Source organism: Pseudomonas sp. Irchel 3H7, from assembly GCF_900187605.1.
Taxonomy (GTDB): Bacteria; Pseudomonadota; Gammaproteobacteria; order Pseudomonadales; family Pseudomonadaceae; genus Aquipseudomonas.
Window position 1 is genome coordinate 622,073 of sequence record NZ_FYEA01000001.1, and the last position, 16,997, is coordinate 639,069.

The following is a 16,997-nucleotide window of genomic DNA, read 5'->3' on the forward strand; positions in this document are numbered from 1 at the left end:
ACGCGGCCGCGGCCAGGCCGGAAAAATAATTTTCCGGTTTGCCGCGGCTTCCTCGTCTTAATGAGATGAATAAGAACCATTAACAACTATACCTGCCAAGGTCTTAACCTCATGTCCGCATCCCGTTTCATGCTTCGCCCTCTGACTCGAGCCCTGCTGATGCACGGCGCGACACGCACTCGACTGGCCGGCACTGGCCTTGGTCTGGCACTGACACTCACGGCAGCGCCGTATGTCCAGGCCCAGGAATGGACCCTGAACATCCCGTCGCAGCCACTGGCTCAAGCGCTGCAAACCCTTGGCCAGCAGACCAGCCTGCAAATCATCTACAGCCCGGAAAGCCTGCAAGGTTTGCGCTCCAGCGCACTCAACGGCCGCTACCAGGACGATGAGTCACTCAAGGCGATGCTCAACGGCACCGGCATCCGCTACCAGCGTGACGGCAACACCGTGACCGTCCTCGGCCCGGCCACCGGCAGTGCGATGGAACTGGCCCCGACCAACGTCAACGCCAGCCGCCTGGGCGCCACCACCGAGGGCAGCAACTCCTACACCACCGGTGGCGTGACCATTGGCAAGGGCGTGCACTCGCTGAAGGAAACCCCGCAGTCGGTCACGGTGATGACCCGCAAGATGCTCGATGACCAGAACCTCAACACCATCGAACAGGTGATGGAAAAGACCCCGGGCATCACCGTGTATGACTCGCCCATGGGCGGCAAGTATTTCTACTCTCGCGGCTTCCGTATGACTGGCCAGTACCAGTACGACGGCGTGCCGCTGGATATCGGCAGCAGCTACGTGCAGGCCGACAGCTTCAACAGCGACATGGCCATCTATGACCGCGTGGAAGTCCTGCGTGGCGCGGCCGGCATGATGAAAGGCGCAGGCGGCACCGCCGGTGGCGTCAACTTCGTGCGCAAACGCGGCCAGGACACTGCGCACACGCAACTGTCGCTGTCGGCAGGCACCTGGGACAACTATCGTGGCCAGGTCGACACCGGCGGCCCGCTGAACGACTCCGGGACCATCCGTGGTCGCGCCGTGGTCACCGAACAGACCCGTCAATATTTCTACGACGTGGCCAGCCGCAAGGATCAGATCTACTACGGCGCCCTGGACTTCGACCTCAGCCCCGACACCACCCTGGGTCTGGGCTTCGCCTGGGAAGATGTTGACGCCACCCCGTGCTGGGGCGGCCTGCCACGTTACGCCGACGGCTCCGACCTGCACCTCAAGCGCTCCACCTGCCTGAACACCGCGTGGAACAACCAGCGCAGCAAACGCGCCACCTACTTCGCCGACCTGAAACACCAGTTCAACGACGACTGGTCGCTGAAAGTCGCCGGGGTGTACTCGCGTAACACCCAGGACATGGAATACGCCTTCCCGAGCGGCGCGGTACCGGTCGGTGCCACCGCATCGAACACCCTGATGCTGGGCAGCATTTACGACTACGACCAGCGCGATTACGGCTTCGATGCCTATGTCGACGGCAAATTCGACGCCTTCGGTCAGCAACACGAACTGACCATCGGCGCCAACGCCAGCCGTTCGCACAAGGATGACTTCTACGCCGTCGCCGCGCTGCCACAACGGCAGAACGTGCTCGACCCCAACCACCACATCCCGCAACCGGACGAAAGCTACTACCTGGCCAACGCCTCCCGTGGCGGCCCGGTGGACATGCACATCAAGCAATACGGCGCCTACTCGATCGCCCGCCTGAAACTGGCTGATCCGCTGACCCTGGTCCTGGGCAGCCGTGTCAGCTGGTACAAGTCCGACACCGATTCGGTGCAGTACTTCCGTGGCGAAGGCACCCAGGTCGATACCAAGTCCACCGAAACCGGCCAGGTCACGCCGTTCGCCGGTGTGCTGTTCGACCTCAATGACAACCTGACTGCCTACGCCAGCTACACCGACATCTTCACCCCGCAAGGCGCCTACAAGACCATTGATGGCAGCACCCTCAAGCCATTGGTCGGGCAGAGCTACGAGCTGGGGATCAAAGGCGAGTGGTTCGACGGTCGTCTGAACAGCTCCTTCAACCTGTTCCGCACCATTCAGAAAGATGCCGCCCAGGATGACCCGCGTTGCGAGGACAGTTCTTGCTCGATCAACTCCGGGAAGGTTCGCGCGCAAGGCTTCGAAGCTGAAGTCAGCGGTGAAGTGATTGACCGCCTGCAATTGCTCGCCGGTTACACCTACACCCAGACCAAGGTGCTGGAAGATGCCGACGCCACTCAGGATGGCGTGGTTTACAACTCCTATGTGCCGCGCCACTTGCTGCGTGTGTGGGGTGACTACAGCCTGAGCGGGCCACTGGATCGCGTGACAATCGGTGCGGGTGTCAACGCGCAGACGGGCAACTACCGGACTTCGCCTTTGGGCGGTGACAACATTGATGGCGCCGGTTATGCGGTCTGGAACGGTCGCATTGGCTACCGTATCGATGACACCTGGTCGGTGGCGCTTAACGGGAACAACCTGTTTGACAAGCGTTACTACTCGACCATTGGTACCGAAGGGTTCGGTAACTTCTATGGTGATCCGCGTAACTTCGTGATGTCGGTCAAGGCTGACTTCTGATTGGGTGTGATGTGAGAGAGCCCCGCTTTGGCGGGGCTTTTTTTCGCCTGTTGGTCTTGGTGGCCTTGGCGGCTTTGGGGCCGACCATGCTCCTTGGGTTTTGGGGGCATATCCGTTGCTGCGGGTGTTGCCGCTGGCGGTTTCGCCCAAGCGCCGAAAAGGTAACCCAAAAGGCTTTGCCCCGGCGTACGGCACTTCGCTGAGGCTCAGTGTTCCCTCGCTACGGTGTCCATCCGGGGGCATCGCCTACGGTTTGCTTCGCTGCACCTCCTCTCGATGTATGCGGCTGCGCCGCACGGCGCTGCGCGCCTACCCCCGGATGAACACCTCCGCTCGGCCTGCCGAAGGGACAAAAAATCAAAAGCCAAAGCCAGAGCAAGATCAAAAGCCAGATCAAAAGCCCCTCACCCTAGCCCTCTCCCAGAGGGAGAGGGGACTGATCGAGGTGATTGGGCGAACTCCGCCGACTTGCGATACCGCTTTGAACTCAGGCTCTAAAAAGCAAACCAATCAGCCCCTCACCCTCCAGAAAGAGGGGACTGACCGAAGTGTTTGGGAGAGCTAGATCGACGTGAAATACCGAGTCGAACTCAGATTTTGAGAAGCCCACAAATCGGCTCCCTCTCCCTCGGGAGAGGGCTGGGCGGGCGGCGTTCCGATGAGGGGCGAATCCACCAAAAAACCAAAGCCAAACACCCGCTCTTCACCACTCAATAGGCCGAGTGTCAGCTCGCCTGCTCTTGATCTGTAAGGCGACGTCGGAAGGCTGAGTGGAGGGATTGATCCGGGCGTGGGAGCGCAGCGACCGTTTGGCGCAGCCAAACACAGCGAGAGGAGGTGCAGCGAAGCAAACCGTAGGCGCTGCGCCCGGATCGATCCCGGAGCGAAGGAACCCCGAGCTTTAGCGAGCGGGCCGGACGTAGGAGCAAGCCTTTTGGGTTACCTTTTCGGCGTTTGGAAAAGGTGACCCGCCGTAAGGGCGGAACCCTAATCAGCCGTTACCGCAGCAACGGATATTCACCCAAAAACCAACCAATATCCAATCACCCCAACATCAACGCCAACGCCCGGCTCAGGCGTTCATGCACCCGCAAAACATCAGGCATCACCGAAGCCATCCGCAGCAAATCATGCGTCAGCCCCGGACAGTGCTCAACCTCGACACTCACCCCCTGCCCACGCAGTTTGTCAGCATAAGCCTGCCCCTCATCAAACAATGGATCGAAGCCCGCCAACAACACAATCGCCGGCGCCACACCGCGCAAATCCTCCGCCAACAACGGCGAAAAGCGCCAATCCAGATAGTCTTGCGGACTGCGAGCGTAATGCTGATAAAACCAGTCAAGCGTATCGTTCTCCAACAGATAACCCTCACTGAACAACAACCGCGAATCGTGCACGCGCGATGCATCGGTCACCGGATAGCACAACAACTGTGCCTTGGGTGCGATGGCCACAGTGTGCGGTTGCACCACCGCCTGCAGCGCCAGCACCGTGGCCAACGTGGCACCGGCGCTGTCGCCACCAAACGCCACGCGCGAGGCATCAAGGCCAAGACTTACGGCGTTTTCCGCCAACCATGACAAAGCGTCTTCGCCATCCTCCAGCGCCGTTGGAAAACGATGCTCCGGGGCCAGTCGATAGCCGACCGACAACACCGCACACGGCGTGCGCTGGCAAAACTCGCGGCACACACCGTCGTGCGAATCGAGGCTGCCGACAACAAAACCACCACCATGGAAATACACCAGCACCGGCATCGGCGAGGCCCCAGCATTGGGGCGATACAGACGCAGTGCCAACGGCGCACCATCACGTGCCGACGTGTCGATTTCGCTGACCATCAGGTCTTGCGGCGCCGGCCAGCGCAATTGCGCAGTGGTCTGCTCGAAAGTCGCGCGGGCTTCGCTCGGGGTCATTTGGTGCATGGCCGGCAGGCCGGCGTCCTGGCTGTCTTGGGCCAGGTCGAGAAAGGCTTCCAGATCAGGGTGTAACGACATCGCTAAAATCCTTGTATCGGCAAAAAAAGGGGCGCACCTCGGCAGCGCCCCCGGAGATGACTGAGCGCGTGGCGATCAGCCCACGCGTGCCATGCAATGCTCGACCAACGCCTCCAGCTCACGCTGGAAATCGTCCATCAAGGCATCCATCGTGCCGGCGCGATAACGCTGGCTGCTGTAGATGCAACGCAAGGCCAACTGACCGTCATAGACCTGGCCGACAATTTCCAGCCAGTTGCCCAGATTGGCTTTCAGGCTGTAGTTGTCGCCGGTTTCTTCCAGCGCTGGCACCAGCAGTGCCTGCTCGTCGAAACTCTGGTCAAACTGCCCCAGGTAGTTGAACGTGACCCGTGCTTGCGGCAGTTCGGCCAGTTGCCGCGCCACCTCAGCCCCAGCCAGATGACGCAATACGCCATAGCCGATGCCCTTCTGCGGTACCGCTGCCAACTGTGCCTGCACATTGACGATCGACTGGCCGATGTCGTCGCTGTCGGGGCGCAAACGCACCGGGAACATGCTGGTGAACCAGCCCAGGCTGCGGCTCAGGTCGATGGACTCGAACAGGTCTTCACGACCATGGCCTTCGAGCAGAATCAGCGCCGACGGTTGTTGACTCCAGCGGCACAGGGCACGACTGAGCGCCGACAACAGCAGGTCGTTGATCTGCGTGCCGTATACCGCCGGAGCCTGTTTGAGCAGTTGTTCAGTGTGCTCGCGAGACAGTTTCAGTCGCGCCTGCGCCTGCTGACGCACGAGGTTTTTGCCACGCAGGTTGTCGCAAGGCAGGTCGACGCCCGGCTGATCCAGTTGCTCCCGCCAGTACGCCAGTTCCTGCTCGGCAATCACCGGCGCCTGCGCCTGCAAGGCCTCGGCGAACGATCGGTAACTGCTGGTGCGAATCGGCAGTTTCGGTTCGAGCCCCTGCACACACGCCTCGTATGCCACTTTCAAATCGTCGAGCAGAATTCGCCACGACACGGTGTCGACCACCAAGTGGTGAATCACCACCAGCAGGCGCGCCTGGCCATCCGGCAAGGCGACATGCATCACCCGCCAGACCGGCCCGTCGTCGAGTTTCAGGCTGCGCTGGGCGAGGTTGGCCAAGGCTTCGACCTGTTCGCTGTTGTCCGCCTCGCGGCGCCAGAGCAACGCTTCGCCCTGTTCACTAAGGTCACAGTAACGCTGCAACCAGCGCCCGCCTTCGTGGGAGAACCGCAGGCGCAGCGAGTCGTGATGTTGCGCGATCCAGCCCAGTGCCTGCTCCAGTGCATCGAGGTCCAGCGGCTGGCGCGCACTCAACAGCAATGACTGGTTGTAGTGATGCGCCTCGGCCATGCCTTCGGCAAAGAACCACTCCTGAATCGGCAGAAGATTGAACAAACCCTCGGCGGCGACGTGCGTGACGTCCGCCTGCGGTTTTGGCGTGCCCTCCTTCGCCGCTTCCTGCTCGACGATGCCGGCGATGGTTTGATAACGCATCAGGTCGCGCAGCTTGAGATCCATCTGCAACGTCGGATGGTTTCTGACGCGGGAGATCACCTGCAAACTCAGAATCGAGTCGCCGCCCAGTTCAAAGAAATTATCGCTGATGCCCACTTGTTCGACCTGCAGCACCTGCGCCCAGATGTCCGCGAGCAGGCTTTCCTGCTCGTTGCGCGGGGCCAGGTATTGCTCGGTTTTGAACTCGGGTTCCGGCAGCGCCTTGCGATCAAGCTTGCCGTTCGGTGTCACCGGGAAAGCACTCAGGCAAACGATCTGCGCCGGCACCATGTATTCCGGCAACGAGGTGCGCAGACCCGCCTTGAGTTCATCGCCAATGTCTTCGCCGGTCGCAGTGACCACATAACCGATCAGTTGCTTGCCGGAAGCATTGTCGCGGGCGATCACCAGTGCGTCGGTGACCGACGGCAACTGGCGCAGACTGGCCTCGACTTCGCCCAGTTCGATGCGGAAGCCGCGGACCTTGACCTGATGGTCGATACGGCCGACGTAATCGACCACACCGTCGGCACGCAAACGCACCAGGTCACCGCTGCGATACAGGCGTTCACCCGCCGCGAACGGGTTGGGCACGAAGCGCTCGCAAGTCAGCTCCGGACGGCCGTGATAACCCCGGGCGACGCCATAGCCGCCGATGTACAACTCGCCGGCAAAGCCTGGCGGCAGCGGGTTCATATCCTCGTCCAGCACGTACAGCGAGCGTGCGCCCACCGCACGGCCGATCGGCGCATACGCGGCTTCGCAATGCTGGCTGACCGGGACTTTCCAGAGCATCGGCGTGACCACGGTTTCGGTCGGTCCGTAGCCGTTGGTGAAGTACTGCGGACGCAGCGCAGCCTTGACCTGCTCGAAGGTCTGATCCGGCACCGCATCACCGCCGAAGCAGTAGATGCGCACTGGTGGCGGCGCGATACCGCTGGCCGCGGCGTACTCGGCCAGCTGCTTGAGATAGGCCGGCGGGAAGCAGGCAATGGTGATGCCGTAATCATGCAGCGCCTGATAGGTCTGCTCCGGTGTCCACAGGCAACCGTCGCGAATCACCAGACGACCGCCGCTGTACAAGGTGCTCAACCAGCGCTCATGGGCACCGTCAAAGGCGAACGACATGAAGTGCAGCTCGCAACTGCTGGTGTCCATTTCATACAACTCGGCGATGGCCTGACAGTGCATGCTCAGCGGGCCTTGCGTCACCGCGACGCCTTTCGGTCGGCCGGTGGAACCCGAGGTGTAAACCAGATACGCCAGGCCCTGTTCCTGCACCCGGCAGTCGGGGGCGTGGTCGGCATAACGGCTTTCATCAAGGTGATCGATTTCCAGGCGCAGCAGACCTTGCGGCGCCGGCAAGGTCGCTCGCAGGCTGCTCTGGGTCAACAACAGCGCCATGCCCGAATCTTCGATCATGTACGCCAGACGCTCCGGCGGATACTCGATGTCCAGCGGCACATACGCCGCACCGCTCTTGAGCACGGCGAGGAAGCTCACGACCATTTCCAGCGAGCGCGGCAAGGCCACGCCGATCACCACTTCCGGACCGGCGCCGTGTTCGATCAGGCAGTGCGCCAGTCGGTTGGCGCGTTGCTCGAGTTCGGCGTAGGTCAGGTTCATCCCGGCGCATTGCAGAGCAATAGCCTGCGGCTGTTGTCGCGCGTGACGGCTGATCAATTCCGGCAACAGCGCCGCTTGATGGGTATGCGCCGGTTCAGCACTCCAGACCTGCGCCGCTTGCCATTGCTCACCGCTCAAGCGCTGCAAATTACCGAGGCGTTCGTACGGCGCCGCCAGCATCGCGGCGAGGGTGTTTTCCATGGTCTGGCGAATACCGACGACGGCCTCAGCGCTGAAGTGGCTGCGCAAATACAGGTATTCGATCGATAACTCGTCACCGAGCATCACCGCGAGGTCCATCGGCACGTTGGTCACACCGTGGCCGATGGATTTGCCGAAGGTCAGGTCAGTGTCGTTTTCTTCCTGCAGACGGTCGTCGATCGGGAAGTTTTCGAACACCACAATGCTATCGAACAACGCCTGACCACCGAGACTGGACCAGCGCTGTACATCGGCCAGCGGCGCCTGGGAGTAATCGCGAATGTCGAGGTTGTAGGCCTGCACTTCGCCCAGCCAGTCAGCCAGACGCTGATCGGCTTGCGGCGTCTGAATGATCGGCAAGGTATTGATGAACAGACCGAGCATGTTGCCGACATTCGCCAGACTTTCCGGACGCCCCGACACCGTGGCGCCAAAGGTCACCGTCTGCTGCCCGGTGTAGCGTTGCAACAGCAGCAACCATGCGCCCTGAATCAGCGTGTTGGGGGTGATGCGCAGGTCGCGGCAGAACTGCAACAGCCGCGCGGTCTGCGCTGTGTCCCAGTTCGAATAGATCGCATCGTGACCGGCAACATCGGCGCTGTGGCGCGGGTGCATCGCCTGGCTCAGTGCCGTCGGCTCGCTGACCACCGCCAGGCGCGCCTTCCAGAACAACTCCTGGGCGTCCTGATCCTGTGCCTGCAGCCAGGCGATGAAGTCGCGGTAACGACCGTTCTCGCCGATGATTTCGCCCTTGGCGTAATACTGCAGGACCTCACCGAACAGCCGCGAACTGCTCCAGCCGTCCATGAGGATGTGGTGGCTGGTCCAGATCATCTGGTACTGATCGTCGCTCAGGCGCAGCAGGGTCACCCGCAACAAACGCGCATCGGCCAGATTGAAACCGAGCGCGCGGTCATCGCTGGCAAACGCGGCAATCCGCTCCTCACTGGTCTCCTGACCACGCCAATCGAGCACCTGCATTTGCAACGGCGCATGGCGATGCACCACCTGCAACGGTTTGGCCAGGCCGTCCTGCCAATGGAAACTGGTGCGCAGAATCGCCTGACGGGCGATGACAAATTCCCACGCCTGGCGGAAGCGTTCCACATCCAGGCCCTTGATCGGCAGGCTGACCTGCTGCACGTACAGGCTGCTGCCGTTATCCGACAGGGTGTGGAAGAGCATGCCTTCCTGCATCGGCGACAGCGGGTAGACATCCTCGATCATGTCCGCCGGCACTGGCAACGCATCGAGCTGCGCCTGATCCAGTTCGGCCAACGGATAATCCGCAGGCGCCTCGCCAGTCGAGTGCTCGAGTGAGACCACTGCAGCCAGCTTCTGCACGGTCTGCTGCTGGAACAGGTCTTTGGGGGTGAAGCCAATCCCCTGCTGACGCGCGCGGCTGACCAGTTGAATCGAGATGATCGAGTCGCCGCCCAGCGCAAAGTAGTTATCGGTCACGCCGACCCGCTCGATCTTCAGGATGTCCTGCCAGACCTCGGCCAGTTGCTGCTCCAGCGGCGTCGACGGCGCGACGTATTCACGCTGCGACTGGCTGACGTCCGGTGTCGGCAAGGCCTTGCGGTCGAGTTTACCGTTGGGGGTCAGCGGCAACTGTTCGAGGAACAGCCACTGCGCCGGCACCATGTAGTCCGGCAGATGCGCCTTCAGCGCGGTCTGCAATGCTTCACTCAAGCCGTCGAGTTGTTCGAGGCTGAGGCTGCTGTCACTTGGCACCACATACGCGACCAGTTGCTGGCCACTGTGGCCATCCACCGCCAACACCACACCTTCGCGCACATTGTCCTGAGCGAGCAGACGCGCTTCGATTTCACCCAGCTCGATACGGAAACCGCGCACCTTGACCTGATGATCGATACGCCCGACGTATTCGATTCGGCCGTCCTCCGTGAAGCGAGTCAGGTCGCCGGTGCGGTACATGCGCTCGCCACTGCTCGAGAATGGATTGGGCAGGAAACGTTCGGCGGTCAGGCCCGGGCGGAACAGGTAGCCACGGGTGATGCCATCGCCGGCCAGATACAGCTCGGCCGCCACGCCAATCGGTGCTTGCTGCAATTGCTCATCGAGCAGGTACGCCGTGGTGTTGACCAGCGGCCGGCCGATGTTCGCCTGACCACCAAGTTCGCGGCGGGTGCAGGTCGAATAGGTGGTGTCTTCCGACGGCCCGTACAGGTCGTAGACATGCGCCACCGCCGTCTCGCGGTAGAGCGTGTCGACCAGGCTCTGCTTCAACGGCTCACCGGCGAGGTTGATGATGCGCACGCCCGGCGGAATTTGCCCGGTGCGTTGCAGCGCGGCAATCGCCGACGGCACGGTGTTGATCAGGCGCACCTGATCGCGCTCCGGCAAGTCCGGCAGCTCCAGGGCATTGCGCGCCATGACGATCGAGCCGCCGCGTGCGAGGGTGACGAAAATCTCCCACACCGACAGGTCGAAGCACACCGACGTCGACGCCAGCACACCGTGCAGATCGTCTTCGCTGTAGACCTCGGCAGACCAGTGAATCAGCGCCTGTACGTTGCGGTGGGCGATGGCAACACCTTTCGGTTTGCCGGTGGAACCCGAGGTATAGATCACGTAGGCCAGATTGGCCGAATCAGCGCGCGCCGGAAGATTATCCGCAGGCTGCTCGGCAAACGCCGCACCACCCGCCTCGACCAGCACCACCTGCGCATCGGTCTGCGGCAGTTGCGCCAGCAGCGATTGCTGCGTCAGCAAGACTTTCGCCTGACTGTCGTCGAGCATGTAGGCCACGCGATCTGCCGGGTAATCCGGGTCCAGCGGCACATAGGTGCCACCGGCCTTGAGCACCGCCATCAGGGCGATCACCAGTTCCGCCGAACGCGGCATCGCCACGCCCACGCGGATTTCCGCACCGACACCCAGCGCCAGCAGATGATGGGCCAATTGGTTGGCGCGTTGATTGAGTTCGGCATAGCTCAGGGCGACGCCCGCATGACTCAGGGCCAGTGCCTGCGGATGCGCCGCGACGCGAAGCTCAAAACTCTGCGGGATCAGTCGTTCCGCCGGATACGCAGCCTGATTGGCGTTCCATTGCGCCAGGATCTGGCGTTCGGCGAATGGCAGCAGGCCGATCTCACCGAGCAGACGCTGTGGCGCCTCAATGAACTGACGCAGCACTTCTTCCAGATGCCCTGCCAGACTCAGCACGCTGCGTTCGGCAAAGTGCTCGGTGAGGTAGTTGAAGTCCAGGTTCAAGACGTCGCTGGCCCCGGCGATCAGGGTCAGACCGTAGTTGGTTTGCTCGCGGTGCTCCAGGCCGCCAAAACGCAGACCGCCCGGGTTGGCTTCCAGCGCTTCGGACACCGGATAGTTTTCAAACACCAGCAAGGTGTCGAACAGCGCTTCGCCACTCAACTGAGCCAGACGCTGGATGTCCTGCAACGGCGTCTGCTCGTAGTCGCGCAGCAACAGGTTTTTGTCCTGCACGCTGCGCACCCAGTCGCCGACGCTGAGCGTGGCCTGCGGGCTGGCGATTACTGGCAAGGTGTTGATGAACAGGCCCAATTGCTGCTCGATGCCCGGCAGATCCACCGGACGCCCGGACACCGTGGCGCCAAAGGCCACCGTGGCCTGGCCGGTGTAGCGCTGCAACACCAATAGCCATGCGGCTTGTACCAGGCTGTTGAGGGTCACTTGCTGCTGACGGGAGAAACCGTTCAGGCGCTGAGTGAAGGCTTGGTCAAAATGCAGGCGATGCATCTGTTTGCCCGGCCCCGGCACGGTACGCCCGTGGCAAGCCGAGGCCAGTCGGGTCGGTTCCTCCAGTGCGGCCAGCTGTCCGCGCCAGAAATCCTGTGAGGCGGCTTTGTCCTGACCTTGCAGCCAGACCAGGAAATCACGGTAACGACCCTGCGCGCCCGGCACCGGTTGACCTGCGTAATCCTGCAACACCTCGCCGAACATCCGCGAGTTGCTCCAGCCATCCATGAGGATGTGGTGGCAGGTGAAAATCAGCCGATGGCGATCATCAGCCGTGCGCAGCAGGCACAGACGCAGCAGCGGCGGATTCTGCAGATCGAAACCGCGCTCGCGATCAGCCTGCGCCCGCGCCTCAAGCACGGCCGGCAAGTCCGCCACACCGCGCACATCGACTTCGGGCATTTCCAGGGTCAACTGGCGATTGATCACTTGCAACGGCGCATCGAGACCGTCGCGGCCCCAGATGAACCCGGCACGCAACACTTCATGGCGATCCACCACGCGTTGCCACGCCTGCTGGAAACGCGCCACGTCGAGGCCGTCGATATCCAGCAGCATCTGATAGACGTAGGCGCTGGCATCGGCGTCGTACAGGCTGTGGAACAGAATGCCTTGTTGCATCGGCGCCAGCGGATAGATGTCCTCGATGCGTTGGGCGGCGATCGGCAAGCTGTCCAGGTGCGCCTGGGACAACCCGGCCAACGGCACATCCGACGGCGTCAAACCACCGCTTGGATGGCTCAGGCAATGGTCGATCAACTCGCTCAGCGCTACTTCATAAGCACGGGCCAAAGCGTTGATGGTGGACTCTTCGAAGACATCGCCACTGTAAGTCCAGGTCAGGCTCAGTTGGCCCTGATAGACCCGGCCATCGATGGTCAGCCAGTTGGCCATCGGCGCGTTTTCATCCTGGCCGGCGCCCTTGTCTTCGGTAGCCGGCACCCACAGGGCGCCTTCGTCGAAGTTGTTGTCGAACTGGCCGAGGTAGTTGAACGTCACTTTCGGATGTGCGAGATCGTTCAATGCTGCTTGCGAATCGGCGCTGCCCAGATAACGCAGCAAGCCATAGCCGATGCCTTTGTGCGGGATCGCGCGCAGTTGCTCCTTGATGCCTTTGATCGAGGTTTCGAGACTCGCGTCCGGGGTCAGGCGCACCGGGAACATGCTGGTGAACCAACCCACCGTGCGGCTCAGGTCGACGTCATCGAACAGGTCTTCCCGACCGTGCCCTTCAAGCTGCACCAGTGCGCTGTCGGTGTTGGTCCATTGGCACAGCACGCGGGCCAGCGCGGTCAGCAGCAGGTCGTTGACCTGGGTGCGATAAACCGCCGGCGCCTGTTGCAGCAACTGACGGGTGCGTTCGGCGTCGAGACGCGTATCGACGCTGCGTTCGAAACGGTTGCTCAACTGGCCCTGTGGATTGTCCAGCGGCAGTTCGACCGACACATCGCGCAGCTGCCCGCGCCAGTAATCCAGTTCGCTTTCCAGCTCGGCACTGCGGGCATGCTCCTGCAGACGCTTGCCCCAATCCTTGAACGCGCTGGTCTTGGCCGGCAGACGCACAGCCTGACCGCTGCTCAACTGTTGATAGGTCGTTTGCAAATCCTCCAGCAGGATCCGCCACGACACGCCATCGACCACCAGGTGATGAATCACCAGCAACAGACGCTGGCTGGCGTCCGGCAAGTCAACCAATGCTGCGCGAATCAACGGGCCATCGAGCAAATCCAGACTGCGCTGCAACTCCTGGCAAAGCGCGGGCAATGCGGCGCTGTCGTCCAGTGTGACCGTGCGCAGCAAGGCGTGCGCCTGATCCGCAGGCGCGTGGCGCTGCTGCCAGCCGTCGTCAGTCTGGCAGTAGCGCAGGCGCAGGGCGTCGTGGTGGCGTTGCAGGTGCAACAGCGCCTGCTCCAGTGGCGCCGCTTGCAGCGTGGTAGCCGGGGTCAACAGGATCGACTGGTTCCAGTGATGCCGCGCCGGGATGTCGCTATTGAAAAAGTAATGCTGGATCGGTGTCAGCAGCGCGTCGCCGAGCACTTCGCCCTGCTGCATCTGCACCGCGTCGCTCTGTTGCGCGACAGTCGCCAGACGTTGCACGGTCTGGTGCTGGAAGATGTCTTTGGGGGTGAAGCGAATGCCCGCATGACGGGCGCGGCTAACCACCTGAATCGAAATGATCGAGTCACCGCCCAGCTCGAAGAAGTTGTCGTTGAGCCCGACACGCTCGACCTTCAGCACGTCCTGCCAGATCTCGGCCAGACGCTGTTCCAGTGGGTTGCGCGGCGCGGCATACACTTCCTGTACCTGCGCAACTTCCGGATGCGGCAGTTGCTTGCGATCGAGCTTGCCGTTGGCCGTCAGCGGCAGACGCTCAAGGAACGCCCAACTGACCGGGACCATGTAGTCCGGCAGGGTCTCGCGCAAATGTGCCTTGATCGAATCGCGCAGTGCACCCTGCCCTTCGCCGTCCAGTTGTTCTTTCGCGACGATCCACGTCGCCAGTTGCTGGCCGCTGATACCGTCGACCGCCAGCACCACCGCTTCGCGCACCTCAGGGTGCTTGAGCAGTTGCGCTTCGATTTCGCCCAGCTCGATACGGAAACCACGAATCTTCACCTGATGGTCGATCCGCCCGATGTACTCGATCACGCCATCGCCGCGCAGCCGCGCCAGGTCACCGGTGCGATACAGGCGCTCGCCGGCCTGCGGATTGAACGGATCGGGAACGAATCGCGTGGCGGTCATGCCGGCCTGATTCAGGTAGCCCCGGGCCAGACCGGCACCGGCGATGTACAACTCACCGATGCAGCCTTGCGGCACCAGATTCAGCGAGCTGTCGAGCAAGTACCACGACAAGTCGACAATCGGCTCGCCGATCGGGCTGCTGTGGCTTTGCTCAAGATCAGCCATCGACAACGGTCGGTAAGTCACGTGCACGGTGGTTTCGGTGATGCCGTACATATTGATCAGCGCTGGCGCGCGGTCGCCGAAACGCTCGAACCACGGGCGCAGGCTCTGCACTTCCAGCGCCTCGCCACCAAACACCACGTAGCGCAATGAGTTGCTGCGCGTCGACTCGCTGGCGACCTGCATCAATGGCTTGAACGCCGATGGCGTCTGGTTCAGCACGGTGACGTTTTCATCGCACAGCAGGGTGTAGAAATCTTCCGGAGAACGGCTGATGTCATGCGGCACCACCACCAGTTTGCCGCCATACAGCAGCGCGCCGAAAACCTCCCAGACCGAGAAGTCGAAGGCGTAGGAGTGGAACAGCGTCCAGCTGTCCTGCGGGCCGAAATCGAACCAGTGCTCGGTGGCACTGAACAGCCGCATGACGTTGCCGTGCGGCAGCAATGCGCCTTTCGGTTTGCCGGTGGAGCCAGAGGTGTAAATGACGTACGCCAGGCTGTCCGGCGTGGTCAGGCACAGCGGATTGGTTTCAATGTGGTGTTCTGGCGCCTGATCCAGATCGAGGCACGCCAGCCCCGACGGCACCGGCAGTTGCGCGAGCAGATGCCCCTGGGTCAACAGCAGCTCGATGCCGCTGTCCTCGATCATGTAGCTCAAGCGATCATCCGGATAACCCGGATCCAGCGGCACATAAGCGCCACCGGCCTTGAGCACGGCAAGGATGGCGACAATCATGTCCAGCGAACGCTCGACCGCCACGCCAACACGAACATCCGGGCCGACGCCACGGGCGATCAACGCATGCGCCCACTGGTTGGCGCGACGATTGAGTTCGGCGTAGGTCAGGCGTTGCCCGTCATACGTCACGGCGACCGCGTCGGGATCACGCTCGGCCTGCGCTTCAATGGCTTGGTGAATGCACTGCTCAAGCGGTTGCTCGACAGACTGAGGATTCCACTGCGCCAGCAATTGTTGCTGCTGACCGGCATCGAGCATCGGCAACTGGCCGATACGTTGCGTCGGCTCGGCGACGATGGCCTGCAACAACGCGTTCCAGTGTTGCGCCAGACGCTCGATGGTCACCGCGTCGAACAGATCCGTGGCGTACTTGAGCACGGCTTCGATGCCATGGGCCTGTTCGGTGGTGTTGAGGGTCAGGTCGAACTGCGCAGTCTGGCTCTGCCATTCCAGCGGCTCGATGTTCAAGCCATTCAAACGGGTTTCGACACTCGCGCGGCGCTCGGCCTGATGGTTGAACATCACCTGGAACAGCGGACTGTGACTGAGGCTGCGGCCCGGTTCCAGCGCTTCGACCAGTTGCTCGAAGGGCAAGTCCTGATGGGCCTGCGCTTGCTGCGCGGTCTGTTTGACCTGACGCAGCAGATCGACAAAGGACATCTGCCCGTCGATGTCGGCCTTGAGCACCTGAGTGTTGACGAAGAAGCCGATCAGCCGCTCGATTTCCACCCGCCCACGGTTGGCATTCGGCACGCCGACGCGGATGTCGGCCTGACCGCTGTAACGGTGCAACAGGGCCTGGAACGAGGCCAGCAAGACCACGAACAGGGTGACGTTTTCTTGCCGGGCGAAGGCCTTGAGCGCGTTGCTCAGCGCCGGGTCGAGAATCAGGTTGTGGCTGGCGCCGGCGAAGCTTTGCTCGATGGAGCGCGGGCGATCCATCGGCAGTTCGAGTACCGGTTGTTCGCCGCCGAGTTTCTCTTGCCAGTAAGCCAGTTGCCGCTCCTGCTCACCGGCCTCCATCCACTGCCGTTGCCACAAGGCGTAGTCGGCGTATTGAATCGGCAAGGCCGGCAGACCGGCATCGTGACCGAGGTTGAAACCGGCGTAGAGCTGCACCAGTTCCTCGATCATAACTTGCAGCGACCAGCCATCGGAGACGATGTGGTGCAGGGTCAGCACCAGCACATGGTCATTGGGGGTGACTTGCAGCAGCGCTGCGCGCAAGAGCGGGCCGTGCTGCAGGTCGAACGTTTTCTGGCTCTGGGTCTGCACGAACGCCTGGATCAAAGCATCCGCGTCGTTGGTCAGCTCAGCGCTCAGTTGATGAGTCTCCAGTGCAAAGGGTCCTGCGGGCAGGACCACTTGCAAGGGTTGCGCGGTTTCCTGAGAGAACACCGTGCGCAAGGTTTCATGTCGTTCGATCAGCGCCTGAACACTGCGCTCCAGCGCGCTGACATCCAGCGGGCCCTGCAAACGCAGGGCCGTCGGAATGTTGTAGGCCGCACTGTGCGGCGCCCACTGCCAGAGAAACCACTGGCGCTGCTGAGCGTAGGACAGCAGCAACGGCTCCTCAGCCGTGCGCTTGAAAACCGGGGCAATGTCAAAGAGGTTGACGCCTTTCTGCTTGAGCAGAACCGCCAGAGCCTTTCTTTGCTTAGCCGAAAGTTGTCCTACCGACTCGATTAACTCTTGCACGCGTTTTTC

Annotated in this window: 3 protein-coding genes; 1 reads left to right on the forward strand and 2 read right to left on the reverse strand. The window is 61.9% G+C overall.

The window, feature by feature from the left end:
• The first annotated feature begins 111 nt into the window (after positions 1-111).
• On the forward strand, positions 112-2,592 hold the full coding sequence (locus CKW38_RS03015; RefSeq protein ID WP_176472267.1) for a TonB-dependent receptor: 2,481 nt from the start codon (positions 112-114) through the stop codon (positions 2,590-2,592).
• A gap of 1,043 nt (positions 2,593-3,635) precedes the next feature.
• Here the strand turns inward: CKW38_RS03015 and CKW38_RS03020 are convergent.
• Both CKW38_RS03020 and CKW38_RS03025 read right to left on the reverse strand, forming a co-directional pair.
• A complete protein-coding gene (locus CKW38_RS03020) occupies positions 3,636-4,592 on the reverse strand; it encodes an alpha/beta hydrolase (protein ID WP_095111782.1) in 957 nt (318 codons plus the stop codon).
• Positions 4,593-4,667: 75 nt separating this feature from the next.
• A complete protein-coding gene (locus CKW38_RS03025; protein WP_095111783.1) occupies positions 4,668-16,988 on the reverse strand; it encodes a non-ribosomal peptide synthetase in 12,321 nt (4,106 codons plus the stop codon).
• Positions 16,989-16,997 lie beyond the last annotated feature (9 nt).